Here is a 24,999-nt window from a genome sequence, read left to right as displayed (position 1 = left end):
CTGTGTGCATATACAGTATAGGCTCGCCCGCCGCGAAACAAGTTGATGGATGACCCCTCGTCGGCTGATCACCTGAATTGCCATCACCCGCGCAACCAGTGGGAGCGAGCCTGCTCGCGAAGAGGCCCTGCCAGTCACCGCAACACAGTGATCAAACCGCCCACTGCAATATCAACCAACTGTTCGCCCCGCTGATCAACACAAACAGCCCCCAGGCCAGCACCCGCGTGGGCCAGCGATTGACGAACGGCCCCATCAACTGCCGGTCGTTGGTCATGCGAATCAGCGGGTACAAGGCAAACGGCAGTTGCAGGCTGAGCACTACCTGGCTCAACACCAGCAGCTTGCCGATAGCGCCATCACCGAGCAGCCATACGCCGATGAACGCCGGAATCAGCGCCAGCCCGCGGGTGATCAAACGCCGCTGCCAGCACGGGATGCGCAGGTTCAGATAGCCCTCCATGATCACCTGCCCGGCGATGGTCCCGGTGAAGGTCGAACTTTGCCCCGACGCGAGCAGTGCCACGCCGAACAGCACACTGGCCAGCGCACCGCCAACCAGTGGGTCGAGCAGGTGATAGGCGTCCTGAATGTCGACCACATCGGTGTGCCCGGACTGGTGAAACGCCGCCGCTGCGAGAATCAGGATCGCCGCGTTGACCAGCAGCGCCAGGGCCAGCGAACCGATGGTGTCGATGCGCGCCAGTTTCACCGCGTCCCGCTTGCTCGCCAAGTCCTTGCCGATCATCCGTGTTTGCACGATCGATGTGTGCAGATACAGGTTATGCGGCATCACTGTGGCGCCGAGGATGCCGATGGCCAGATACAGCGGCGCCGCATCGCTGATCGCGGACAGCGAGGGTTTGAAGCCCAGCGCCACGTCTGGCCAGTACGGTTTGATCAACAACAATTCGACGAAGAAACACACGCCGATGGTCGCGACCAGCACCAGCATGATCGCTTCGAGACGGCGGAAGCCCCGGTTCTGCAGGGCCAGCACCAGCAGCGTGTCGAACGCCGTCAGAGCGATACCGAAGGTCAGCGAGCAACCGAGCAGCAAGTGAAACGCGAGAGCGCAGCCAAGCACTTCGGCGAGGTCGGTGGCGATGATCGAGATTTCCGCCAGCAGCCATTGCAGGCGCGCGGTCCGCGTGCTGTAGCGCTCGCGGGACAACTGCGCCAGATCGCGACCAGTGGCGATGCCCAGCCGCGAACACAGGCACTGCACGACCATGCCGGCCAGACTCGCCAGCAACACGACGAATAAAAGACTGTAGCCAAAACGCGAACCGGCCTCGATCGCGGTCGCCCAGTTGCCCGGGTCCATGTAGCCGATCGACACCAGCAAACCGGGACCGGCGAAACGCAGCACACGTTTGAAGAACGAGGCAGTCGGATCGACCGCAACACTGCCGGCCACTTCCGGCGGGCAAAACGGCGCGGTGGCGATTTTGGGCAAACTGAATTTCACGCACACATCCAGAAACAAAAACGGGAGCCCGGCAGCTTAGTCGTTTCGCCTGATGCCTTGAAGCGCAAAGATCGCTGATCCTATGGGTTCACCCCCAACAACTGCTCGCGCAACTCGGGACTGCGTGTTCGCGGATCCAGCCAGATATCGAAAAACGCCTTGGCAAACTGTGGATCCTCAATCTCATGCTGGAGCTTCTGGCCGACAAAAAACCGCGCGCCCTGCCCCGGCAGATACACGCCGGTAATCCGCGTGCCGGCCTGAACGTCGACAAACGATTGCTGCATCTGCTTTTGCCAGCCGGCCAATTGCGCTGAAGTGACCCGAGGACCGGCCAGGCGTTTGATCTCATCGACGCTGGTGCTGACCAGATCGTCTCGCGAAATGTTGCGCCGGTAGATCAGCTCCAGGGCAAACGGCTGGCCGTCCGCCAGAGGCCGCGCGGCACTCCACAAGCGCGCGCTGTAAACATCGAAGCCGAACACGCTGAAATCGCCACTGCCGATGATTTGCGCGCCCGGCACTGCGTCCTGCCAATTGGCCCATGTCGGTGTGAGCAACAGCGCCCATAAACCGATGCCACAACAGCCACGAACGAGCTTGGGTGTTCTGTTCATCGCCGTATCGTCTCCGCTGCATTCTGATGATCAAAGCATAGCCGGATTCGCGCCTGAATTTTTGTATACAAAAATTGCGAACATAGGCAGCAATCTTTAATCGGCAGTGCTAACGTGGCTCATCCTGACCCGATGGAGACACCCGCGTGCTGATCCTGAAACTGCTGCTGATTCCCGGTTTTCTCCTGCTGATTTCCCTGGCGGGCAAACGCTGGGGGCCGAGCGTGGCCGGGTGGCTGTCGGGATTGCCGGTGGTGGTCGGGCCGATTCTGTTCTTTCTGGCGATCGAACAAGGGCCGCAGTTTGCCGCGCAATCAGCGGTCGCGGCGCTGTCGGCAATGTTCGCGATGATCGCTTTCTGCATCACCTATGCGCAGGTGGCGCAGCGGGCGAACTGGCCGTGGGCGTTGACCATTTCACTGGCGGTGTGGGCCGCGCTGGCGGCGGTGTTGTCGGTGATCCCGGCGTCCTTGCCGTTCTCGGTGATTGCGGCAGCGGTGGCACTGCTCGCTTCGCCTTATCTGTTCCCTGAGGTGCATCCAGTATTGAACGGGCCAGCACCGAAGTCGGACAAACTGATCTGGCGGATGATCGCCGGTGCGGCGCTGACGCTGGTGGTGACGATGCTCGCCAGCACCGTCGGCGAACGCTGGAGCGGCCTGCTCGCGGTGTTCCCGGTGCTCGGCAGCGTCATGGCAGTGTTCTCGCAACAAACTCGCGGCCCGGCGTTTACCGCTGCGTTATTGCGCGCAACGGCGACCGGCATGTATTCGTTCTCGGCGTTCTGCCTGGTGTCGGCCCTGACGCTGCCGAGCATGGGCCTCAGCGGTTTTGTCGTAGGCGTGGCAGTGTCGGTGGCGATGCTCGGGGTGACCCGGCGTCTGCTGGCGCGGCCAGTGGCCAAGGCGCAAGCGCAATAACCGCCCGGACGAATCGCGCTGGAACGCCCGGCACGCTCCGTGGGATGATCGCCCGCCTTGCGCGACCATTCACCGGAGATTCACATGTCATTGTTGAGCAAAAAAGCCGTCGTTCTGATGCTGGCGGCCGTCGCCGGTTTCGCCGCGATCAACGCGCACGCCGCCAAGGAAAAGGTCAAAACCGAGAAGGTTACGCTGCTCGACGGCAAATTCGCCTTCGTCCTGCCCAAAGGCTTTGTCGCTGACCCGCTGCCCACCAGCCCGAGCGGGGCCAAGGGCACGATGTACACTAACCAGACCACCAAGACCGTGGTCATCGCCGCCGAAAACCAGATCCCCGCAGGCCAGAACGTCAAGGACAACGACGGTGAGTTTCTTGACGGCAGCGTGTCGAGTTTCATCGACGATCAGCGCAAGGCCCTGCCGGACTTCAATAAACTCAGCGAGAAAAGCCTGACCCAGAAAGGTACCGGCCTGGGTCTGCGTCAGGTTGACAGCACCGCCACCCAGGGCGGTGGCCAGACGCTGAACACCACATTGCTGGCCGGCTCGGGGACGAAGATGGCGCTGGTGCAGGTGATTTCCCGCGCCAGTGACAAGAAGGGTCACGATGCCTTGGTCAAAGCCATCGTCAAGGATTGAGCCGCTGCAACCAGCCGTTCAAATCGCGCAATTCGGCCGCACTGATGCTGTGGCCGACGCCCGGATACGCGTGAAATTCGGGCTGGTAATCGAGCTTGTGCAATAGCGCGTTGGCCTCGGTGCCGTGACGGTAAGGCACCGGATCATCAGCGGTGCCGTGGCCGATGAAAATGCTCAGCGGCAGTGACGCTTGACCGGGCTTGAGTTCGGCTTTGAGCACCGGCAACAAGCGCCCGCTCAACGCGGCAAACCCGCCCACGACCGCTGGCGCGCGCAGGCCCACTTCGTAACTCATCATCGCGCCCTGGCTGAAGCCGATCAGGTACACCTTGTCCGGCGCGGCGTGATATTTCTTCGCCGCCTGGGCGATAAAGTCGCGCAGCTTCTGGCCGCTGACCTTCAGATCATCGGTCTCGCCGTTGTAGGCGCCTTCACCCTTCTTGCGAAACCACTGGAAACGTCCTTCACCCAACGTCATCGGTGCGCGCACCGACAGGTAGTTGTACTGCGCCGGCAGCTGAAATTTCATGCCGATCAGATCGGCCTCGTTACTGCCGTAACCGTGCAGGAAGATCACCAGCGGACGTGGTTCAGCGTCGGCGTGGACCTGTTCGAGGTATTTGAGCGGCAGGTCGGATTGCAGGGTGGTTTGCGCGTGGACGGCGGTGGATGCGAGCAGGGTCAGCAGGGCGAACAATTTGAGCATTGCAGCGTTCCTTCACAGAGTGTCGGGTTCGCGGGGAGCCTAACATTCTCGGCTGAGGATCCAAATTTTGTGGAGTGGCTGATGGCCCTTTCGCGAGCAGGCTCGCTCCCACCGTTAAAATGCGTTCCCCCTGTGGGAGCGAGCCTGCTCGCGAAGAGGCCCGCACCTTCACCGCAACCTGTCAGTCGTTCGTCAGCTTGCCGGTACGAAACGGCACCCGCCCCGCCACTTTCGCCTGCCAGATCCCCGGCTCGGTATAGCGCCCGCGATCAATCGCGAACAGCACCCCGCTGGTGCCGGCGCGCACGGTGGTCACGCGATCCTGCAACGGGTCAACGACCTCGAACAGCGCATCGCCCTGCTCTACCCACTCGCCGGCATTGCGCAAGAAACTGACCACGCCGTGGTGCGGGGCGAACAGGTATTCGGTGCCTTCGAACGGCAGACCTTCACAACATTCGCTCGGCGCCGCCGGCCATTCGCCGCTGATGAAACCCTGCTCGGCGAGAAAACCGAGGATCGCTTCGCAATTGGCCTGAGCCTGATCGACGCGGGTGTCGCCCATACTGCCCAGCTCCAGCGTCGTCGCCAGATTCGCCGCCGGAATCGCCGCGTTCGGGAACGCTTTGGCCAGACGCAGCCACGGCGTCGAGCACGACTCATCGAACGAGCTGCCGCCGGAGTCCTCGCAGAGCAATGCCACACCCGCCTTCAGCCGCGCCGCCAGCGATTGCCATTGCGGCCAGTGTTGCGGCAGCGCGTAGAGGTGAATCGCAGCGTCGAAGTCGCAATGCAGATCGAGGGTGATGTCGGCGTCGCAGGCGTGGCGCAGCAACAAGCGGTGCAAGGCTTCCAGTTGCGAGGCCGGCGCCGGCAATTCTTCGAAGACCTGAGCCATGGCCTGGCGGATCAGGGCGACGTTGGCCTCGGCATCCGCGCCCAGACGCTCGCCCACCAGCGCTGCGACCGGGGCGCTGAGTTCGACGAATGCGCGGTTGAAATTCTTGCCGCTGCCCAACTCGAAGCGGCCCATGTGATTGCCTTGCAAATGCTGATCCAGGCCGATCGGATTGGCCACCGGCACCAGTTCGATAACGCCCTGCAAACGGCCCTGCCGTTCCAGTTCGTTCAAGCGCAGCTTGAGTTCCCACGCGGTGCGCATGCCCGGCAGTTCATCGGCGTGCAGGCTGGCCTGGATATACACCTTGCGGCTGCCGGCGCCGTAGCGAAAAACGCTGAGGGAGCGCTCGCTGCCCAAGTGGCTCCAGGGCAGAACGTGGTCGATGCGTTGCATGGAAAACTCCTTAATAGCTGGGTTATGCAAATCCCTGTGGGAGCGAGCCTGCTCGCGAATGCGTCAGGTCAGACGATGACGAATGTCAGACCGCTTTCGCGAGCAGGCTCGCTCCCACAGAGAATTTCCATCAATAAAAGAACATAAAAAAAGTGGCCACCGCGCAAACGGGGCCACTTTTTTTTCACGGCGTATTAATGGCCGTATACGTCAAAGTCGAAGTACTTGTCCTGGACTTTCTTGTACTCGCCATTGGCGCGGATTTCGGTGATGGCTTTGTTGAATTGCTCAGCCAGTGCGGTATCGCCCTTGCGCACGGCAATGCCAGCGCCGCCGCCGAAGTACTTGGCGTCTTCGTAGGTCGGACCGACGAATTCGAAGCCTTTGCCGGCGTCGGTTTTCAGGAAACCGTCGCTGAGGTTGACCGAGTCGGCCAGCATAGCGTCGATACGCCCGGACACCATGTCGAGGTTGGCTTCCTGCTGCGAGCCGTAGCGCACCAGTTCGATCCCGGCCGGAACCAGCACTTCGGTCGCGTAACGGTCGTGAGTACTGGCGCGCAGCACGCCGACTTTCTTGCCTTTGAGTTCGGTCAGCGGGTCTTTCACGCCCGAGCCTTCCTTCATCACGAAACGTGCCGGGGTGTGGTAGTACTTGATGGTGAAATCGACGTTTTTCTTGCGATCGTCAGTGATGGTCATCGACGACAGGATCGCGTCGATCTTCTTCACTTTCAGCGCCGGGATCAGGCCATCGAACTCTTGCTCGACCCACGTGCATTTAACCTTCATCTGCGCGCACAGTGCGTCACCGATGTCCACGTCAAAACCAGTGAGTTTGCCGTCAGGGGTTTTCATCGAGAATGGCGGGTACCCGGCTTCGATACCGATGCGGATCGGCTTGGCGTCTTCGGCCACGGCGGTCAGGGACAACATCGACAGTGCCAGGGCACCGAACATCACTAGCTTTTTCATTTATTACTCCCGTGCGGAGGCTTTTATTGGCAGCTTTCGAGTCAGCGTTCGGTCATGGCGTTCTAACGGCAAAAACCGACGTGGCCGGCAGTCTATGGCGGCGCGCACGGAGGCAATTGTTTTTAAGCGACAATTACTTACAGAACATCGGCGCACGCATTGACGAGGGTCAACGCGTGCGCCGTGGTGGTGCGAAGGCTGTAGGACACTGCCCTTTTCAGGTCAGAAATATGCGTTTTTTTGTTTGGGACTCTCTATGTCCCGACACGAGATGCGGAGGGCCCATGGCGGCGAGATCGAAGCGTCAGCAGGCGCAGCTGATCGCGGTGTTGGCTGCTGAAACCGCGTTCAATTCGAAACCCTCATCGAGCCATCCGGTGACACCGCCGATCATCTCCTTGACCGGATAGCCCAATGCCGCCAGCTTCACCGCCGCCTTGTTCGCGCCGTTGCAATGCGGCCCGGCGCAATAGACCACGAACAAAGTGTGTTTCGGGTAATCGGCCAAGCGCTCCGCCGTGAGCAAGCGGGTCGGGATATTGATCGCGCCGGGCACATGGCCGCGCTCGAACGCCAATGGGCCGCGCACATCCACCAGAACAAAATCGACCTCCCCGGCCTCTTGGCTACTGAACACGTCGGAACAATCGGTTTCGAAGGTCAGACGATTGCTGAAATGCATCAGGGCAATCGCCGAAGGGGCGGCGGGAATTTCGCGAACCAGGCTGGTCATGCTGTGTTGCTCCTTTGTCTGTGGGGGATGAACAGACTTTATCGAGACGGCGCTTGCCGCTACAGTGGCGCGCAAGACACCGACCGGGAGATTTCCGCCAAATGCCCACTCACCCCAATCTGGTTGCCATTCTGGCCTACGACGGCCTCTGCACATTCGAGTTCGGCATTGCCGTCGAGATCTTCGGCCTGGCCCGGCCAGAGTTCGATTTCCCTTGGTACGAACACGCGATAGCGGCAGTCGATCAAGGCCCGATGCGCGCCATGGGCGGGATTCAGGTGCTGGCCGATGGTGGCCTGGAACTGCTCGCCGCAGCGCGCACCATCGTCATTCCGGGCTGGCGCGACCGCAACGCCCCGGTACCGCCTGCGCTGATCGACGCGTTGCGTCAGGCCCATGACCGAGGCGCGCGGTTGGTGTCGATCTGCTCGGGCGTGTTCGTGCTCGCCGCCAGCGGCCTGCTCGACGGCCACCGCGCCACCACGCACTGGCGCTACACAGGTGAACTGGCGCAACGCTTCCCGGCGATCGAGGTCGATCCGGACGTGCTCTACGTCGACGCCGGTCAACTGATCACCTCCGCCGGCAGCGCCGCCGGCATCGACGCCTGCCTGCACCTGGTAACCCGCGACTTCGGCACGCAGGTCGCCAACGCCGTCGCGCGGCGATTGGTCATGTCGCCACAACGCACCGGCGGCCAGGCCCAATTCATCCCCACCCCGGTCAGCCCGACACCCCGCAGCGACCTGTCGCGCATCATGCAATGGGCCCGCGAACGCCTGCACGAACCACTGGAAGTCCGCGATCTGGCCAGTGAAGCGGCGATGAGCGAGCGCACCTTTCTACGGCGTTTCACCGAAGCCAGCGGGCAAACGCCCAAGGCCTGGCTGCAACATGAACGCCTGGCGCGAGCGCGGGAGCTGCTCGAGAGCACCCATCAACACACCGAGCAGATCGCCCAGCGCTGCGGCTATCGCTCGGTGGAGAGTTTTCGTGTGGCGTTTCGCAGCGTGGTGGGCGTACCGCCGTCGGTTTATCGGGAGCGGTTTGGGCGGTAGGGTAAGGCGATGATGGCTTGATGCAGCGCTGGTCGACATGCAGTTTACTGGCAAACGCCGTCAACTCTGTGGGAGCGAGCCTGCTCGCGAAGGGGCGGCAGGCACACGTCTCGTCAATCCGTTAACAGCCAAAAAGGACACAGCTGCGCCAATGAAACTCACCTACCAAAACCCGTCAATAGATCATGATGAATCCGTACGATTACTGGCCAGCGGCGCTCAGGAGAATGTCATTTGCGCACTGATTTCCATTGGCTTGAATGAACCCGATGGCAGTTGGGCAGAGGAAATCTGCGCCAAGTATCTCTCCAGCGAAACCGAAGCGATCGCTGCCTCTGCCATCACCGCCCTGGGCCATATCGCGCGTCGACATGGAAGACTGAATACCGAAACCGTTTTGCCGGCGCTCGAAAACGTAAAGCGTCGGATGCCCTCGTTGCAGGGCGTCATTGAGGACACGATTGACGATATAGAGATGTTCACCTGAGCATCCGAAGTTGCAAGCGTCTGGATGAGGGTTGCTTCATCCAGACGCACGTCAGACCTCAATCCTCCCGCGTCAAAACCTCCAGCAACTCAATCTCAAACAGCAGATTCGAATTCGGCGGGATCTTGCCCATGGTCCGCTCGCCGTAGCCCAGATGCGCCGGTACCAGCAATTTGCGTTTGCCGCCGACCTGCATGCCCATCAGCCCCTGATCCCAGCCTTTGATCACGCGGCCAGTGCCGATCACGCACTGAAACGGTTTGCCCCGGCTCCAGGACGAGTCGAATTCAGTGCCGTCTTCCAGCCAGCCGGTGTATTGGGTGGTGATCAGCGCGCCTTTCACCGCGGCTTTGCCGTCGCCCGGTTGCAGGTCGATGATTTGCAGTTCGTCTGTCATGTCGTTGGCTCTTGAGATGTTCGCAGGCGGCGTTTTTCGCAGAATCCGGCGTCGATGGCAATCCATGGAACCGAAAACACGCCTTGCCGCTCACATGTGTATCGACATCGTATGACGACAAGGATGCTTAGATGACCGACTCTCGATTGCTGCGCAGTTTCATCCCGCCCTACATTCTCAACCGCATCATTGCCCACGGTTCCGAGCCGCAGCGCAACGCCGCGATGCAGACGCTCAATCATGTGCGCAGCCTGCTGCCCAACCCCGGCCGTCCTTCGCAGCCGCCGGCGCGGGCGATTCTGCCGGAGGCGAGCAAGCCTGGCCTGGCACGGCGCAGCGTGCATGATGCGCAGAACAAAATGCTCTTGCCGGGCATGCCGGTGCGTCTCGAGGGCCAGCCGGCATCGGGGGATCCGGCGGTCGACGAGGCTTACGATGCGCTGGGCGCCAGCTATGATTTCTTCTGGAAGGTGCTCGGTCGCGACTCGATCGACAATCAGGGATTCGCGCTGATCGGCAGCGTGCATTATGGCCAGGGCTACGAGAACGCATTCTGGAACGGCGCGCAGATGGTCTTCGGTGACGGGGATGGCGAAATCTTCCAGCGCTTCACCCGCTCGCTCGACGTCATCGGCCATGAATTGGCCCACGGCGTCACCGAAAGCGAAGCCGGGCTGATTTATGCCAACCAGTCCGGCGCGTTGAACGAGTCGCTCTCGGACGTATTCGGCGTGTTGACCAAGCAGTACACCCTCGGCGAGACCGCCGAACAGGCAGACTGGTTGATCGGCGCCGACCTGCTGATGCCACAGATCCAAGGCAAGGGCCTGCGCTCGATGTCGCACCCCGGCACGGCATACGACGACCCGATGCTGGGCAAGGATCCGCAACCGGATCACATGCGCAAGTTCGTCATCACCAGCGAAGACAATGGCGGCGTACACATCAACTCCGGCATTCCCAACCGCGCGTTTTACCTGGCAGCCCGAGCGTTTGGCGGCTTCGCCTGGGAAAAAGCCGGACGCGTCTGGTACGACACGCTGTGTGATGACCGTTTGAAACAGGACGCAACGTTTGACGCGTTCGCAAAACTGACGATCAACCACGCCGGCGAGCGCTTCGGCGCCGAAGCAGCCGACACGGTGCAGCAAGCCTGGGCACAGGTCGGCATCGAATAATCCGAGGAGACTGTATGAAAACGCTACCCGAGCTGGATAAAGATTCCGTTTTGCGCGTATCTCGCCAGGGTGGCGTTGCAGCAATTCACAGCCTGAGCCGCCCAAGGGAAATCGAATTCGCACAATGCGACATCAATCAGCGCTCAAGGATCTGCTCGGTGCTCGAAGGTTGCCTGCCACTGGACAGCAGCGAATCGGGCCGTGGGGATCAGCGCTTCTACCAGATTGAAGTGCGCTATCAGTCCGGGGAAATGGTGTTGAAGGTACCGGAGGACCGGGCGCCTGGGGAATTAGTGAGTCTGTGGGACAAGGGAGAGCTTGTGTAAACGCTCTCCCCCACGGTCAAGCTATTTCTCGACGGGTTGCATCTCGACAATCGTACCGTTGGTGATCATCACCATCACGTACTTGTCGTTGATCTGCACCCACTGCGCCTGCTCGATCGGTGCTTTCAGACCTTTGGCTTTCCAGTTCTTCAGCGCCTTGTCTTCGCGCTGGTACATTTCTGGCGCGCGGTCGTTGACCTTCAACTGGCGGTCGCTGGTCGGCGATTGCACGGCGGGTTCGCTGGAGGTTTGCGCCGCTTGAACAATGGGTGTGATTCCGGCAATGCCCGCAACAAGGGCCAGGCTGGCGATTAGGGTTTTGCTGTTCATCGGTGAACCTCTTTCGGATAGGTAGTACCTGAACTCCGACTGCGCGGCGCGGGAAACATTCCTTGTTTTTGTGCCGGAGGTGGCCGTAAGAGGCCTTGTCCATCAGACCGCCATCGCTGGCAACTCGAAACGTCGCATCGCAGCTCCCACAGGGTTGGTGTTACACCACAGTTTTTGACCTGAGTTCCACTCCCACAAGTCTTGGCGGACGCTGATTCTCTGATCACCACCGATCCCCTGTGGGAGCGAGCCTGCTCGCGAATACGCCGGCACATCCGCCATCGTCGCCAACTGACGGAAAGCCTTCGCGAGCCGGCCCGCTCCCACAAATGCGCCAAACACCGAAACCATTGATCCGCCCCACGCATCAATCCATGCCAACAATGCAATTAACAGATTGTTACATCTGCGCCACCATCCACCTCAATAAAAACCGTGCGCCGCCTCTCCGTAGCGCACGTCATAAAAGCGGTGGAGTACTTTTCTATGACAGCCTCAATCCCAACCAACGGCTCGCGGGCCGGTGCCATCTTCCGGGTGACCTCGGGCAACTTCCTCGAACAGTTCGACTTCTTTCTGTTCGGCTTCTACGCCACGCAGATCGCGGCGGTTTTCTTCCCGGCGAGCAGCGAGTTCGCCTCCCTGATGATGACTTTCGCAGTATTCGGCGCAGGCTTCCTGATGCGTCCGCTCGGCGCCATCGTGCTCGGCGCCTACATCGATGACGTCGGCCGTCGCAAAGGTCTGATCGTCACCCTGTCGATCATGGCCAGCGGCACGATATTGATTGTGCTGGTGCCCGGATACGAAACCATTGGCCTGTTCGCCCCGGCACTGGTGCTGATCGGGCGACTGCTGCAAGGCTTCTCGGCCGGTGCGGAATTGGGCGGTGTTTCGGTGTATCTGTCCGAGATCGCCACGCCGGGTCGCAAAGGCTTTTTCACCGCTTGGCAGTCGGCCAGTCAACAAGTGGCGATCATCGTCGCGGCCGCGCTGGGCTACGGTCTGAACCAGTGGATGGAGCCGCAAGCCGTGGCCGCCTGGGGCTGGCGCATTCCGTTTTTTGTCGGCTGCATGATCGTCCCGTTCATCTTCTTCCTGCGTCGTAATCTGGCGGAAACCGAAGAGTTCGCCGCGCGTAAACATCGCCCGAGCATGCGCGAAGTATTCCGCACCCTCGGCCAGAACTGGGGCGTGGTGCTCGGCGGAATGCTGATGGTCGCGCTGACCACCACCGCGTTCTACCTGATCACCGTGTACGCGCCGACTTTCGGCAAAACCGTGCTGCACCTGAGCACTTCCGACGCGCTGCTGGTGACGCTGCTGGTGGGTGTGTCGAATTTCTTCTGGCTGCCGATTGGTGGTGCGTTGTCTGACCGCATCGGCCGTCGTCCGGTGCTGATCGGCATGGCCTTGCTGGCGCTAGCCACGACTTATCCGGCGCTGTCGTTCCTGGTGCAGGCGCCGAGCTTCACCAACATGCTGCTGTCGCTGCTGTGGTTGTCCTTCATTTACGGCTTGTACAACGGCGCGATGATTCCGGCGCTGACCGAAATCATGCCGGTGGAAGTGCGCGTCGCCGGTTTCTCCCTGGCCTACAGCCTGGCTACCGCGATCTTCGGCGGTTTCACCCCGGCGATGTCGACTTTCCTGATCCAGTACACCGGCGACAAAGCCGCGCCAGGTTATTGGATGAGCATCGGTGCCCTGTGCGCCCTGTGCGCCACGCTTTATCTGTACCGCCGTGCCGGTGGTCGTCTACAACCTGTCGCGGCCTGAGGAATACTCGCCATGAAAAAACTCTTTACTGTCACCGCCCTGCTCGCCGGTCTCGCGTTCAACTTCGCGGCCCAGGCCGAAGAACTCAGCGTGATGACCTCCGGTGGTTTCACTGCCGCCTACAAGATCCTCGGGCCGAAATTCGCCGCCGCCACCGGTAACACGCTCACCACCAGCCTCGGCCCGTCGATGGGCAAGGCGCCGGAAGCGATTCCCAACCGTCTGGCGCGCGGCGAGCACGCCGACGTGGTGATCATGGTCGGTTACGCTCTTGATGAGCTGATCAAACAAGGCAAGGTCGACCCGGCCTCCCGCGTTGAACTGGCGGATTCGCGAATCGGCATGGTGGTGCGTGAAGGCGCGGCGAAACCGGACATCAGCAGCGTCGACGGCCTGAAGAAAACCCTGCTTGATGCGCAGTCGGTGGCCTACTCCGACAGCGCCAGCGGCGTGTACATCGAGCAGCAGCTGTTCAAGAAACTCGGCATCGAAGATCAGTTGAAACCGAAAGCCAAGATGATCGCCAGGATCCCGGTCGGCTCGGTGGTTGCCACTGGCGACTATCAGTTGGGCTTCCAGCAGGTCAGCGAATTGCTGCCGGTGCCGGGCGTGAGCTTCGTGGCGAAAATTCCGGAATCGGTGCAGTCGGTGACGCGTTTTGCCGCTGGCATTCCGGTCAAGGCCGAGCATCCAGAAGAGGCCAAAGCCCTGCTCGCCTACCTCGCTGCACCGGCCGCTCAGGCTGACGTGCAGGCCACCGGGCTGGATTCGGTCAAGCGTTGATCATTGGCGGCTGGACGCGCATTTCCACGACCAGCCGCTCCAGTTCCAAAGCCGCCGGGGTCAACGTGCGATCCCGGCGCTTGATGATGCCGACACTGCGCATCACTTGCGGCTCAATCAGTGGCACCCGCGTCAGGATCGGATGATCCGGCCCGGGCATCGCCATCAACGGCACCGCCGCCACGCCCAGCCCCGCCTCCACCAAACCGATCATCGTCGTCACATGCCGCGTCTCGCAGATGCTCTGCCGCTGCGGCACCACCCCGCCCAAGGCCTGATCGAGCAGAAAGCGATTGCCCGAAGTCTTGTCCAGCGCGATGTAATCCTGTTGATAGAACTCGTCCCAACTGACGCTGCAGCGCCCGGCCAGCGGATGATCGCGACGACAGGCGACAACGTAGCACTCCTGCACAAGCGGTTCGCACTCGACTTTGGCATCCTGCGTGCCGAGAAAACTCAAACCGAAATCCGCCTCGCCATTGACCACCGCGCTCAACACATCGTGGGCGCTGGAATCGAGGACTTTGACCTTGATCCGTGGAAACTGCTGGTGATAGCGCGCGACCACGCGGGGCATGAAGTAGTACGCCGCCGACGGCACGCAGGCGACGGTGACATGGCCCAGACGCGTCGAGGCGACTTCGCTGATGCCGAGCAAGGCAATGTCGAGATCATCCAGCAAGCGCTCGACGCTGGGCATGAAGCCGCGCCCGGCCTGGGTCAGGCTGACCTTGCGCGTGGTGCGCTCGAACAATTTCACGCCGAGGGCGTCTTCGAGCTTTTCGATGCGCCGGCTCAGCGCCGGTTGTGACAGGCGCACGGTGTCGGCAGCCTTGCGAAAACTGCCCTGCTCGACCACCGCGCGAAAGGCTTGCAGGTCGTTGAGGTCGAAGTTGATGGCCATGGCGTTTCCGGAAATTGATGCGCAGGGGTTATAAATGTAACCAGTTGATGCAAATTATTACAGACCTGATGAAAGCTGCCCTTGTGGGAGCGAGCCTGCTCGCGAATGCGGAGCATTAGTCAATGCATAGGTGACTGACCCACCGCATTCGCGAGCAGGCTCGCTCCCACATTGGATCTCGAATGGTCTGGAGACCGCGTAACCCTTATCCTTGTCGCCCCGCCGTACCCGTAGTCAGGAGTCGTTCCAATGCCCCATGAAGGCAATCTGTTGCAAGCCGCTGTCGTGTTTCTGTTCGCGGCAGTGCTCACCGTGCCTTTGGCCAAACGTCTGCAACTGGGCGCTGTGCTCGGTTATCTGTTTGCCGGGGTGATCATCGGCCCGTCGGTGCTCGGCCTGATCGGCAATCCGCAAAGCGTTGCGCATATCTCCGAGCTGGGCGTGGTGTTGCTGCTGTTCATCATCGGCCTGGAGCTGTCGCCGCGCCGCTTGTGGGTGATGCGCAAATCGGTGTTCGGCGTCGGTCTGGCGCAGGTGCTGTTGACCGCATCGGTGATCGGCGTGCTGGCGCTGTCGGTGTTCGGCCAGCCGCTGAACAGCGCCATTGTGCTGGGCCTCGGTCTGGCGCTCTCCTCCACGGCGTTCGGCCTGCAAAGCCTCGCCGAACGCAAGGAACTGACCAGCCCCCACGGGCGTCTCGCGTTTGCGATTCTGCTGTTCCAGGACATCGCCGCGATTCCATTGATTGCCCTGGTGCCGATGCTCGCCGGTGTCGATCACCACACCAGCACCGCCGACGATATTCGTCACAGCTTGCAGGTGCTCGGCGGCATTGCCGTGGTGGTGATCGGCGGGCGGTATCTGCTGCGTCCGGTGTTCCGCGTGGTGGCGAAAACCGGTCTGCCCGAGGTATCCACTGCCACCGCGTTGCTGGTGGTGATCGGCACGGCGTGGCTGATGGATCTGGTCGGTGTGTCGATGGCGCTCGGTGCGTTTCTCGCTGGTCTGCTGCTGGCGGATTCGGAATACCGGCATGAGCTGGAAGCGCAGATCGAGCCGTTCAAGGGCCTGCTGCTCGGGCTGTTTTTCATCAGCGTCGGCATGGGCGCCAACCTCAGCCTGTTGTTGAGCGCGCCGATCACCGTGTTGGGCCTGACCCTGCTGCTGATCGGTCTGAAGTTGCCGCTGCTGTTCGTCGTCGGACGTGTGGCAGGAGGATTGAACAAAATCAGCGCAATTCGCCTCGGCATCGTCCTCGCTGCCGGCGGTGAGTTTGCCTTCGTGGTGTTCAAGATCGGTCGCGATCAGGGCCTGTTCGAGCCGCGTCTGTACGACCTGCTGGTGCTGACCATAACCCTGTCGATGGCGCTGACGCCGTTGCTGCTGTTGATTTGCGCACGGCTGGTCAGCCCGAAAGTGCAGCCGGTGGAAGTGCCGGAGAAATTCCGCGAAATCGACACCGAAGCACCGCGCGTGGTGATTGCCGGCATGGGCCGGATGGGGCAGATCGTGGCGCGGATTCTGCGCGCGCAGAACATCAAGTTCGTTGCGCTGGACACCTCGGTGGAAACCATCGAACTGTCGCGCAGCTTCGGCGGTGTGCCGGTGTTCTATGGCGACCCGATGCGCCCGGAAATCCTTCACGCGGCGAAGGTTGGCGAGGCGGAGTATTTCGTCATCGCCACGGACGATCCGGAGACCAACATCAAGACTGCCGAAGTGGTGCACAAGCACTATCCGCACATGAAAATCATCGCCCGCGCGCGTAACCGTCAGCACGTGCATCGCCTGGTGGATGTCGGCGCGGAAGCAATTCGTGAGACCTATTATTCGAGCCTGGAAATGAGCCGGCGCACGCTGGTCGGCCTCGGTCTGACCCAAGCCCAGGCCGATGCGCGGATCAAGCGTTTCAAGCATCACGACGAACAGGTGCTTGAGGCGCAACACGCCGTCTACGACGACGCCGCCAAAGTCCTGCAGACCGCCCAGGAAGCCCGGGCGGAACTGGCCAAACTGTTTGAATCGGATCAGCTCGAAGAGGAAGCCCGCAAATTCTGATCGTGCCTTTCGCAGATCCAACTGTGGGAGAGAGCCTGCTCGCGAAAGCGTCGTGTCAGTCACCCAATACTTCACTGACAGATTGCATTCGCGAGCAGGCTCGCTCCCACAGGGGATTCGGTCAGGCCAGTTCCAGCGCGGGCACTGGCTCGACGCCTGCAACCGCAAACCGATCCGCCAGAAACGGTGTGATATCCAGCGGCAGCGGTTCGTCATTCACCAGTTTATCCAGCAGCACACCGGTAATCGCCGACGTCAGAATGCCGGTGCGGAAGTGCCCGCAAGCATTCAGATAACCCTCGATCCCGCGCATCGGCCCGAGGATCGGCAACTCATCCGGTGAGCCCGGACGCAGTCCCGCCCAGGTGCGTTTCAGGTTGACGTCCGCCAGCTCCGGCAAACAGCGCACCGCGCCCTGCACCAGCCCGGCGATTTCCGGGTAGGTGGTGGTGACGTCGAAGCCTTTGTCTTCGGTGGTGCTGCCGATAAGGATTTCGCCGTTATCCTTCTGCGCCACGTAGCAATCGCTGGTGGTCAGGCAGCCGTTGAGGATTTTCGGCATGCGCTCGGTCAGCAGGATCTGCCCTTTCACCGGTTTCACCGGAATGCGGATACCCGTCGCCCACTCGCTCAAGTCCGCCGCCCAGGCACCGGCGGCGTTGATCAGCGTCTTGCAGTGAAACACGCCCGCTTCTGCCGTCTGCACGCCGGTCACGCGAGTGCCGTGATGCAACACGCCGGTGACGTTGGTGTTGACGAAGATGTCGACGCCGTTCTGCCGCGCGCCTTCCATGTAGGCATCAGCGAGGCGAAACGGGCTGACCTGATGGTCGCAGAGAAACTCCAGCGCCCCGCGCGCCTCATGGCTGACACTCGGTTCAGCCGCGCGCAACGCCGCCTGATCGAGCCAGCGCACTTGATCGGCCAGATGCGGAATGCAGCCGACGATGTGCTCGGCGTAGAGCCGGTCTTCGTCGTCATAGATCACGAATTTCAATCCGGTCTTTTCGAACTTGCAATCCATGCCGTGATTGTCTTTCAGCTCGCGATGCAGCGCCGGGTACAGCGCGTTGGACTGCAAGGCAAAATCGAAAAACGACTGCGGCAGAATATGCGGCGTACTGGCGTCGACCGCCACCGCTGCGCCCTGGGTTTCGCGCTTGCGGTTGGCCGACATCATGCGAAAGAAAATCACCCCGCAGCCGAGGCCGACCGATTCGCCGATCGCCCATAAACCACCCGCCGAAGCGCGGGTCGCGTTGCCGGGGCGCTTGGCGTCGATCAGCGCAACTTTCAGATCTTTGCGCTTGGACAATTGGTAGGCGCAGGAGGCGCCGATCACGCCGCCACCGGCAATGACCACGTCGTAGAACTTACTCATGGCAAGCGCCCTCCTTGCCGAGAGTCTGGAACGCGGAAAACGGCACCGGATCAATCGGGAAGCGCGGGCGCAGCCAACCGACATCCTGACGTCCGGTGGCCTGGCGCAGGCGATCGCTGCAATAGCCGACGCACATCCGCCCCTGACAATCGCCCATGCTCACGCGGGTGCGCATTTTCAGGCTGGCGATGTCTTGCACACCCTGCTCCAGCGCCAGATCGATGTCGGCGCGGGTTGCGTGCTCGCAGCGACAGATCACCGTGTCGGCTGCGGGCAAAGCAATCTGCCCGACACCGCGTTCGGTGTAGCGATCCACCGCCGCACGAAAGCGCACGATGGCTCTGAGTTTGCTTGCGTAGCGATCACTGCGCACCCGGGCGAGCTCGGCGTCGAGCACGCCGCGTTGCAGCAGGATAGAAGTGGCGGCGATCTTGCCGGCGAGCATCGCCGCTTCGCCGCCGCGGATCCCGCCCATGTCGCCGGCCAGATGCACATGCGCGACGCTGCTTTGCTGCCAGACATTGGCGTTGGCACGCAGGTAGCCGTCGTCGCTGAAGCGGTGATCAAGGCCCATCTGCTGGCTCAATTGCGTGCGCGGAATAAAACCGTAACCCACCGCCAGCGTCTGCGCTTCGAAACGCTCGACCCGCGACAGATCCGCCTCCCACGTCGACGAATACGGCGCGACGCTGACGCTTTTCAATTCGCCCTCGCCGTGGGCTTCGACCACCCCCCAACCGTAGTTCATCGGGATGCCGTGCAACTTGAGGTAAGCGAGCATGCTCAAGCCATCGAGGAACAGCTGCGGCTTGTTCAGCAGCGCCAGACTCTCGCGGGCGATCCTGCCGAATGCGCAAGCCTCATAGACGCCGGCGACGCGCACGCCAGACGCATGTAACTGGGTCGCGACAAGCGGCAGCAACGGCCCGGTGCCGGCGATGATCACCGGCCCTTGCGGCTTTACCACGCCACTCTTGATCTGCAACTGCAGGCCGCCGAGCAGGATCACTCCCGGCAACGTCCAGCCGGGAAACGGTACGCTGCGTTCATGGCAACCGGCGGCCAGCAGCAGTTGCGGATAAGCGATCTCGTGCAGCTGTTCATCGCCATCGAGCACCACCAGAGCGCGAGTGCCTTCAGCGCCGACCACCCGATGGTTGAGGCGCACGTCGATCAGCCCTGACTGCTGCTGAAATTCACCGTGCAGTTTGTCCAGTGCTTCGGAATAACGCGGGCCGAGATAATCCAGCTGCACGCCATCGCGCAACGGCCCGCGATAGACCACGCCGCCGAGGCGCGAAGCCTCTTCGAGCAAGGTGCAGCGCACGCCGTGGCGCGCCAGTTCGATGGCCGCCGCCATCCCCGCCGGCCCGCCGCCAACGATCAACGGTTGCAGGCTCATACGACCTCCTGCGCGACGACGCGGTTGATCTGGGTTTCAATCAGCATGCCGTCGCGCACTACGGTCTGGCAGGCGCGGCGTTTGTGGCGACCGTTGATTTTCACCAGGCAGCACTGGCACACGCCCATGCCGCAATAGGCGCCGCTGATTTGGTCGTGATCGTTGCGTGCAATCTGGCGCACGCCGAGGGACTGGATGACGCTGAGAACGGTTTCGCCGATGGCGGCGCTGACCGCTTGGCCATTGATGTGCACGGTCATGTCCGCCTGCACCAAGGGCTGGATATCGAAGGTTCTTTCTAGGCAGTTCATTACGGTGTTCGTCCGTGAAGATTCAGTTGAGGTTGTGACAGCTCCTTGCTGCACTACGCCTCGTCGACGCTTTTCTTGCTGTGTTTTCAACGTCGACGCGGATACTTCGCCAGCGCAACAAGGTGCGCGACAAGCACTGTAGCTCATACCTCAGCAAAGGCCTGGATCATTTACGGTAGGCGATATCGCCAAGGGAAATATTGATCCAGGCCAGTGAAAATGGCGGGATGGAAACGGTTAGTTGGAGAAGACGAACTGGCCCCGCAGAAAGCAAAAAAGCCGCTTTCACCCGAAGATGAAAGCGGCAGAGGCATCCTGCCTCAGAGGGATCAGTGTACGAACAGGGCGATCAGGATGATGATCGGGATCGGTACGCCGAGGAAGAACAGCAGTAATGAGCGCATGGTGACTCTCCTTTTTAACGGACCGGAGTGGTAGTGGTGTAGGTGTCGACTTCAACGTACTCGACCGCATCGCGACGACGACCGCCGAAGGTGGCTGCCAGGCTGGCGAAGAACGCACCGGCCAGCAGCGCGACGAACATCCACAGCGAGGTGTAGGCAGCGACTTTCGCGGCGGTGTCGGCAGCTTGCTGGGCTTTCAGTTTCGCGTCAGCGATGGCTTTCTGGGTGTTGGCGTAGATTTCGTCGACACGACGTTCAGCATCGGCCTGGCTCAGGTTGGTACGTTGCGACACCAGTTGTGCGAGGTAGGTGCGGTCTTCGGCGCTGAGCTGACCGTTGGCCAGGCTCTGAGCGAAGATGCGGGTCACGGTGCCGCGTGCGGCGTCATCGCTGACGGCAGCCGGACGGTCGTCACGGAACAGGCTGTCGACGAAGTAGCCGTACTGATCGCTGTCAGTATTGGCTGCGGCAGAACCGGCGGCCTGGCTCATGGCACCGGCAGCACCGCCGACGACGTTAGCCCCAGCCTGCACACCGCCGCTGACGACGCTGCTGACCGAACCGACCACCAGCACAGCGGTGACCAGTGTGGCGACGCACCAGGCGAGGAAGCCGTGGGCGGTGTCGCGAAAGTAGACTTCGTCACCGTGCATGTTCGCCCATTTCACCCGCAGACGACCGGCAATGTAGCCGCCCATGCCGGAAGCAATGATCTGCGTCACCGCCAGCCAGACAATCGTCGAAATGCCCAGGCCCTTGGCGCTGACGCACTCTCCGGCCCACGGTGAAACCGCCGAAAAGCCCAGACCGAAACCGAGCAGCACGAGAATCATCGACAGCGCAGCGGCCGCCGCAGCACCGGCAAAGATCGCGCCCCAGGACACGCCTGAGACGCTGCTCGACTCTTCCACGGCAGGATAATAGCCATCAGGGGATCTATTCATTGTTGTACTGCTCCAGGCATGAAAAATGGTGTTACAACTCGTCAGGTGAGGAATTGCAGTGACCGTGCCAGTTACAGAAACTAAATAAACTCTTTATTTTCAATAGGTTAGAAAGTTTGAACTTCGCTGATCCGTGCAATTTGCAATAAATGGTCAGAGCCTGCGGGTTTTCTGCATTGATGACTGACTGGCAAATCCGATCAGTTCCGATTCACCGTCGCGACGAAGATGAAAGTTAATTTAAAGCGTCACGGTAAATTCTTGGCAAAATGCTGCCATTCCGTTTGAACCGATCAGCAGGCCTGCCTATGACTCGTATCTTGACCATCGAAGACGACGCCGTGACCGCGCGGGAAATCGTTGCCGAACTGAGCAGCCACGGGCTGGATGTCGACTGGGTCGACAATGGCCGCGAAGGCCTCGACCGCGCCGTGAGCGGCAACTACGACCTGATCACCCTCGACCGCATGCTGCCCGAGCTGGATGGTCTGGCCATCGTCACCACCCTGCGCACCATGGGCGTGGCGACGCCGATTCTGATGATCAGCGCCCTCTCCGATGTCGATGAGCGAGTGCGCGGTTTGCGAGCCGGTGGCGATGACTACCTGACCAAACCGTTCGCCACCGATGAAATGGCCGCGCGGGTCGAAGTGTTGCTGCGTCGGCAAAACAGCGTCGCCACCCAGGCCACGACATTGAACGTCGCCGACCTCGAACTCGACCTGATCAGCCATGAAGCCCGCCGCGCCGGACAGGTGCTGACGCTGCTGCCCACCGAATACAAACTGCTCGAGTTCCTGATGCGCAACAGCGGCCAGATTCTGTCGCGGATGATGATTTTCGAAGAGGTCTGGGGTTATCACTTCGACCCGGGCACCAACCTGATCGACGTGCACATCGGCCGTCTGCGCAAGAAGATCGACGCAGCCGGCAACGTTCCGCTGATCCGCACGGTACGGGGCTCCGGCTATGTCATTGCCGAACCCGTCTGACGGCTGGCGTTCCTCCAGCAGCCGCTTGCTGGCGCTGTACAGCTCGCTATTCGTGGCCTGGAGCGCGATCCTCATGGGGGTCATGTACTACGAGGTATCCGGCTACCTCGACAAACTGGCTAAACATTCGTTGATGCAACGTCAGCATCTGTTTTCGCATTTTCGCGGCGAGCAACTCGAAGACGCGCTCGCGGCCAGCATGACCTTCGATATTCGTGGTATCGACGCCTATGGTCTGTTCAGCGCTGACGGCGTTTACCTGGGCGGCGCACTTCAGCAAATTCCCGAAGGACTGCCGCTCGACGGCAAGATCCATATGCTCGCCGAGTGCGCCGATTCCGACGATCCGACTCTGCCCAGCGACAGCTGCGATGCTGTGGCCACCCAGACTCGCGACGGGCGCTGGCTGGTGCTGCTGCGTGACAATGGCTCGCTGTTCGCGGTGACGCGGATCATTTTGCACGCGTTGTTCTGGGGCGTGTCGCTGACGATTATTCCCGGGGTCGCCGGTTGGCATCTGCTGCGGCGTCGACCGCTGCAGCGCATCCGCGCGATCCAGAACAGCGCCCAGGCCATCGTTGCCGGCGACCTGACGCACCGCTTGCCGCTGTCCAATCGCCGCGATGAACTGGACATGCTCGCCGCCATCGTCAACGCCATGCTCGAGCGCATCGAGCGCTTGATGAACGAGGTCAAAGGTGTCTGCGACAACATCGCCCACGATTTGCGCACGCCGCTGACTCGCCTGCGCGCGCAGTTGTATCGGATGCAGCAACAGGCGGGCGAAGGTTCGCAAGAAGCGGCGCAACTGGATCTGGTTCTGGCTGAGGCGGACACGCTAATGGCGCGGTTTCGCGGTTTGTTGCGGATTTCCGAGCTGGAGGATCGCCAGCGCCGCTCAGGTTTCGTCGAACTTGATCCGGTGCGTTTGCTGGAGGAGTTGCACGAGTTCTATCTGCCGCTGGCCGAGGAAGGCGATCTGCGCTTTCAGTTGAACATGCCGGAGACGCTGCCGCCGCTCAATGGCGACCGCGCGTTGCTGTTCGAAGCGTTGGCGAACCTGCTGAGCAACTCGATCAAATTCACCCCGCCCGGCGGCACGGTGATGTTGCGTGGGGTCAATGCAGGTGGCCAGACGCGGATCGAGGTTCACGATTCAGGCCCGGGGATTCCCGAGGCTGAACGTGAGGCGGTGTTCCAGCGGTTTTACCGCACCGAGGGTGGCCAGCCGCAAAGCGGTTTTGGTCTGGGACTGTCGATTGTCGCAGCGATTGTGAGCTTGCACGGCTTCAGTCTTGAAGTCGGCAGCAGCGATCTGGGCGGGGCGAAACTGGTGCTGGATTGTCGGCAGAGTTTGATCAGCCAGGCCTGACGTCTCGCGCCGATCGTTCCCACGCTCCGCGTGGGAACGCCTCAAGGGACGCTCCGCGTTCCGGCTTTCGAAATGGGACGCAGAGCGTCCCGGGCTGCATTCCCACGCAGAGCGTGGGAACGATCTGCGTCTCAGGTCGGGTAATTCGCCCGCAAGGCTTCGAGCCCGCCCTGATAGATGCCGTTGAACAACGCCACCACTTCTTCATCGCTCACGCCGACCGCATTAAATCGCCCCGACCACGTCACCCGCGCGCCCTGCCCTTGGGCTTCAACCTTGATCGTCGCCAGATAATCGCTGGCCGGAAATGGTGCCTGTTCAATCGAATAGCTGTAAGTTTTTGCGGCGTTATCGAATGTCTGCAGACGTTCGACCACTACGCCGCCGTCAGCGGTGTGCAGGGTGCGCACTCGCCCGCCTTCGCTCAGTTCACTGTGGGTGATCAACGGCAGCCAGTCCGGCAGCGTGTTGAAGCCGCCGATCAATTGCCAGACCTGATCGGCCGCGGCCGGGATGTCGATGGTTGCAGATGCTGTTGGCATAAAACCTCTCTTTCGGAAATTTCAGATAGTCAGGCTGTCGACCACACCGCCATCGACGCGCAACGCTGCGCCCGTGGTGGCCGAGGACAGCGGTGAAGCAATGTACGTGACCAGATGCGCCACTTCCGAAACATCCGCCACGCGCTGGATGATCGAAGTCGGACGGGCCCTGCGCACAAAGGCGTCGGCTTCGTCGCGCACGTCGCGCCCGGATTCGGCGGCCGCGTCTCTGAGCATGTCCTGCAGGCCGTCGGTGAAAGTCGGTCCCGGCAGGATCGCATTGACCGTGACCCCGGTGCCAGCCAGACGTTTGGCCAAGCCGTGGGACACCGCGAGGTTGGCGCTTTTGGTCACGCCGTAATTGAGCATGTCCGCCGGCGTCGCCACCCCGGATTCCGATGACAGAAAGATCACCCGGCCCCAACCCTGCTCGACCATTGCCGGCACGTAATGCCGCGCCAGGCGCACGCCGGAAATCACGTTGACTTCATAGAAGCGCGTCCACTCACTGTCGGGAGTCTCGAAGAAATCGACGTCGTTGAAGATGCCGAGGTTGTTGACCAGAATGTCCGCGCGCGGCTCGGCGGCGAAAAGCTTTTCCGCGCCCTCGGCCGTGCCCAGATCGGCGCTCAGACCACGCAACTGCGCGCTGGGCACCGCTTGGCGAATGCTCGCCAGCGCCTGCTCGACCTTGGCCGTGTCGCGACCGATGACCACCACCGTCGCCCCGGCTTCGGCCAACGACTGGCTGATGCCCAGACCGATGCCGCCGGTACTGCCGCTGACAATGGCCAGTTTTCCACTCAGATCGATCTTCATGCGTTTACCTCGTTAGCAAGGAGTTCCACCGCGCTCGACTTTGGCGACGATTTCACAAGCATGGATCAGCGTAGTTGCGATATTGCCGGCATGGTTGAGCTGCCGACCGGTGACGGGGATGTTGTTTGATTGACGATCCCCTGTCTCTGGCAGACCGTAGCCCCTCACCCTAGCC

General features: G+C 61.3%; 26 protein-coding genes. 11 read left to right on the top strand and 15 right to left on the bottom strand.

What is annotated here, in order from left to right; all coding sequences use genetic code 11:
* Window positions 1–151: 151 nt before the first annotated feature.
* Together D8U71_RS22490 and D8U71_RS22485 are read right to left on the bottom strand one after the other, a co-directional pair.
* Window positions 152–1,420, bottom strand: coding sequence for an Nramp family divalent metal transporter (locus D8U71_RS22490; RefSeq protein WP_241664251.1), 1,269 nt, complete (start codon window positions 1,418–1,420; stop codon window positions 152–154).
* A gap of 131 nt (window positions 1,421–1,551) precedes the next feature.
* Complete coding sequence (locus D8U71_RS22485) at window positions 1,552–2,088, bottom strand: chalcone isomerase family protein (protein ID WP_041476996.1); 537 nt, start codon at window positions 2,086–2,088, stop codon at window positions 1,552–1,554.
* Window positions 2,089–2,234: 146 nt separating this feature from the next.
* On the opposite strand from D8U71_RS22485, the gene D8U71_RS22480 reads away from it, so the two are divergent.
* Together D8U71_RS22480 and D8U71_RS22475 are read left to right on the top strand one after the other, a co-directional pair.
* Entirely contained in the window at window positions 2,235–3,008 is a 774-nt protein-coding gene (locus tag D8U71_RS22480) for a hypothetical protein (protein ID WP_130888714.1), read from the top strand.
* 84 nt (window positions 3,009–3,092) lie between these two features.
* The gene (locus D8U71_RS22475) at window positions 3,093–3,650 is read left to right on the top strand and encodes a hypothetical protein (protein ID WP_024013356.1); all 558 of its coding nucleotides are present in this window, start codon (window positions 3,093–3,095) and stop codon (window positions 3,648–3,650) included.
* Here D8U71_RS22475 and D8U71_RS22470 read toward each other — a convergent pair.
* From D8U71_RS22470 to D8U71_RS22450, 4 genes are all read right to left on the bottom strand, one after another.
* Complete coding sequence (locus D8U71_RS22470; protein ID WP_130888713.1) at window positions 3,640–4,356, bottom strand: dienelactone hydrolase family protein; 717 nt, start codon at window positions 4,354–4,356, stop codon at window positions 3,640–3,642. The genes D8U71_RS22475 and D8U71_RS22470 overlap by 11 nt on opposite strands.
* A gap of 181 nt (window positions 4,357–4,537) precedes the next feature.
* Complete coding sequence (locus D8U71_RS22460; protein WP_073471250.1) at window positions 4,538–5,650, bottom strand: succinylglutamate desuccinylase/aspartoacylase family protein; 1,113 nt, start codon at window positions 5,648–5,650, stop codon at window positions 4,538–4,540.
* Between the two features lie 194 nt (window positions 5,651–5,844).
* Window positions 5,845–6,624, bottom strand: coding sequence for an ABC transporter substrate-binding protein (locus D8U71_RS22455; RefSeq protein WP_024013359.1), 780 nt, complete (start codon window positions 6,622–6,624; stop codon window positions 5,845–5,847).
* Between the two features lie 304 nt (window positions 6,625–6,928).
* A complete protein-coding gene (locus tag D8U71_RS22450; RefSeq protein WP_130888711.1) occupies window positions 6,929–7,357 on the bottom strand; it encodes a rhodanese-like domain-containing protein in 429 nt (142 codons plus the stop codon).
* A gap of 101 nt (window positions 7,358–7,458) precedes the next feature.
* Between D8U71_RS22450 and ftrA the strand changes: the two genes are divergently transcribed.
* Both ftrA and D8U71_RS22440 read left to right on the top strand, forming a co-directional pair.
* Window positions 7,459–8,415, top strand: coding sequence for a transcriptional regulator FtrA (ftrA, locus tag D8U71_RS22445; RefSeq protein ID WP_130888710.1), 957 nt, complete (start codon window positions 7,459–7,461; stop codon window positions 8,413–8,415).
* A 151-nt stretch (window positions 8,416–8,566) separates the two neighbouring features.
* On the top strand, window positions 8,567–8,902 hold the full coding sequence (locus tag D8U71_RS22440) for a hypothetical protein (protein ID WP_130888709.1): 336 nt from the start codon (window positions 8,567–8,569) through the stop codon (window positions 8,900–8,902).
* Window positions 8,903–8,960: 58 nt separating this feature from the next.
* Here the strand turns inward: D8U71_RS22440 and D8U71_RS22435 are convergent, their stop codons facing one another.
* Window positions 8,961–9,299: an FKBP-type peptidyl-prolyl cis-trans isomerase gene (locus D8U71_RS22435; RefSeq protein WP_110600909.1), complete on the bottom strand. Its 339-nt coding sequence runs from the start codon at window positions 9,297–9,299 to the stop codon at window positions 8,961–8,963.
* A gap of 131 nt (window positions 9,300–9,430) precedes the next feature.
* Here D8U71_RS22435 and D8U71_RS22430 point away from each other — a divergent pair, with 131 nt between their 5' ends.
* A complete protein-coding gene (locus tag D8U71_RS22430; RefSeq protein WP_130888708.1) occupies window positions 9,431–10,477 on the top strand; it encodes a M4 family metallopeptidase in 1,047 nt (348 codons plus the stop codon).
* A 14-nt stretch (window positions 10,478–10,491) separates the two neighbouring features.
* Window positions 10,492–10,803, top strand: a complete 312-nt coding sequence (locus D8U71_RS22425; RefSeq protein WP_130888707.1) for a protealysin inhibitor emfourin — start codon at window positions 10,492–10,494, stop codon at window positions 10,801–10,803.
* 21 nt (window positions 10,804–10,824) lie between these two features.
* Here D8U71_RS22425 and D8U71_RS22420 read toward each other — a convergent pair whose 3' ends face one another.
* Complete coding sequence (locus tag D8U71_RS22420; protein WP_024013366.1) at window positions 10,825–11,133, bottom strand: RcnB family protein; 309 nt, start codon at window positions 11,131–11,133, stop codon at window positions 10,825–10,827.
* Between the two features lie 486 nt (window positions 11,134–11,619).
* Here D8U71_RS22420 and D8U71_RS22415 point away from each other — a divergent pair, with 486 nt between their 5' ends.
* Entirely contained in the window at window positions 11,620–12,912 is a 1,293-nt protein-coding gene (locus D8U71_RS22415; protein ID WP_016775219.1) for an MFS transporter, read from the top strand.
* A 12-nt stretch (window positions 12,913–12,924) separates the two neighbouring features.
* A complete protein-coding gene (locus tag D8U71_RS22410) occupies window positions 12,925–13,695 on the top strand; it encodes a substrate-binding domain-containing protein (protein WP_122612173.1) in 771 nt (256 codons plus the stop codon).
* Here the strand turns inward: D8U71_RS22410 and D8U71_RS22405 are convergent.
* Complete coding sequence (locus tag D8U71_RS22405) at window positions 13,685–14,599, bottom strand: LysR family transcriptional regulator (protein ID WP_130888706.1); 915 nt, start codon at window positions 14,597–14,599, stop codon at window positions 13,685–13,687. The genes D8U71_RS22410 and D8U71_RS22405 overlap by 11 nt on opposite strands.
* A gap of 249 nt (window positions 14,600–14,848) precedes the next feature.
* Here D8U71_RS22405 and D8U71_RS22400 point away from each other — a divergent pair, with 249 nt between their 5' ends.
* Window positions 14,849–16,657, top strand: coding sequence for a monovalent cation:proton antiporter-2 (CPA2) family protein (locus tag D8U71_RS22400; protein WP_130888705.1), 1,809 nt, complete (start codon window positions 14,849–14,851; stop codon window positions 16,655–16,657).
* Window positions 16,658–16,778: 121 nt separating this feature from the next.
* Here the strand turns inward: D8U71_RS22400 and hcnC are convergent, their stop codons facing one another.
* The 4 genes from hcnC to D8U71_RS22380 all read right to left on the bottom strand — a co-directional run bounded on the left by hcnC (window position 16,779) and on the right by D8U71_RS22380 (window position 21,099).
* Window positions 16,779–18,038, bottom strand: coding sequence for a cyanide-forming glycine dehydrogenase subunit HcnC (gene hcnC / locus D8U71_RS22395; RefSeq protein ID WP_130888704.1), 1,260 nt, complete (start codon window positions 18,036–18,038; stop codon window positions 16,779–16,781).
* Window positions 18,031–19,440, bottom strand: a complete 1,410-nt coding sequence (gene hcnB / locus D8U71_RS22390; protein ID WP_130888703.1) for a cyanide-forming glycine dehydrogenase subunit HcnB — start codon at window positions 19,438–19,440, stop codon at window positions 18,031–18,033. Before hcnB ends, hcnC begins: the two co-directional genes overlap by 8 nt.
* Window positions 19,437–19,751 carry a (2Fe-2S)-binding protein gene (locus D8U71_RS22385; protein ID WP_095182029.1) on the bottom strand — a complete coding sequence of 105 codons (315 nt, stop codon included), beginning with the start codon at window positions 19,749–19,751 and terminating at the stop codon, window positions 19,437–19,439. The genes hcnB and D8U71_RS22385 overlap by 4 nt, the downstream gene beginning before the upstream one ends.
* A 418-nt stretch (window positions 19,752–20,169) precedes the next feature.
* Complete coding sequence (locus D8U71_RS22380) at window positions 20,170–21,099, bottom strand: hypothetical protein (protein WP_130888702.1); 930 nt, start codon at window positions 21,097–21,099, stop codon at window positions 20,170–20,172.
* 308 nt (window positions 21,100–21,407) lie between these two features.
* Here D8U71_RS22380 and D8U71_RS22375 point away from each other — a divergent pair, with 308 nt between their 5' ends.
* Together D8U71_RS22375 and D8U71_RS22370 are read left to right on the top strand one after the other, a co-directional pair.
* A complete protein-coding gene (locus D8U71_RS22375) occupies window positions 21,408–22,091 on the top strand; it encodes a response regulator transcription factor (RefSeq protein WP_016775228.1) in 684 nt (227 codons plus the stop codon).
* On the top strand, window positions 22,069–23,463 hold the full coding sequence (locus tag D8U71_RS22370) for a HAMP domain-containing sensor histidine kinase (RefSeq protein ID WP_041477024.1): 1,395 nt from the start codon (window positions 22,069–22,071) through the stop codon (window positions 23,461–23,463). The genes D8U71_RS22375 and D8U71_RS22370 overlap by 23 nt, the downstream gene beginning before the upstream one ends.
* A gap of 131 nt (window positions 23,464–23,594) precedes the next feature.
* Here D8U71_RS22370 and D8U71_RS22365 read toward each other — a convergent pair whose 3' ends face one another.
* Window positions 23,595–24,005, bottom strand: coding sequence for an SRPBCC family protein (locus D8U71_RS22365; RefSeq protein ID WP_130888701.1), 411 nt, complete (start codon window positions 24,003–24,005; stop codon window positions 23,595–23,597).
* Window positions 24,006–24,026: 21 nt separating this feature from the next.
* Window positions 24,027–24,824 carry an SDR family oxidoreductase gene (locus D8U71_RS22360; RefSeq protein ID WP_130888700.1) on the bottom strand — a complete coding sequence of 266 codons (798 nt, stop codon included), beginning with the start codon at window positions 24,822–24,824 and terminating at the stop codon, window positions 24,027–24,029.
* Window positions 24,825–24,999: the final 175 nt, after the last annotated feature.

Origin of the sequence: Pseudomonas sp. Sample_21 (assembly GCF_004307525.1) — a bacterium.
Lineage (GTDB): Bacteria > Pseudomonadota > Gammaproteobacteria > Pseudomonadales > Pseudomonadaceae > Aquipseudomonas > Aquipseudomonas atacamensis.
Note: the sequence above shows the minus strand (reverse complement) of the source record. Positions and strands in the feature narration are given on the sequence as shown.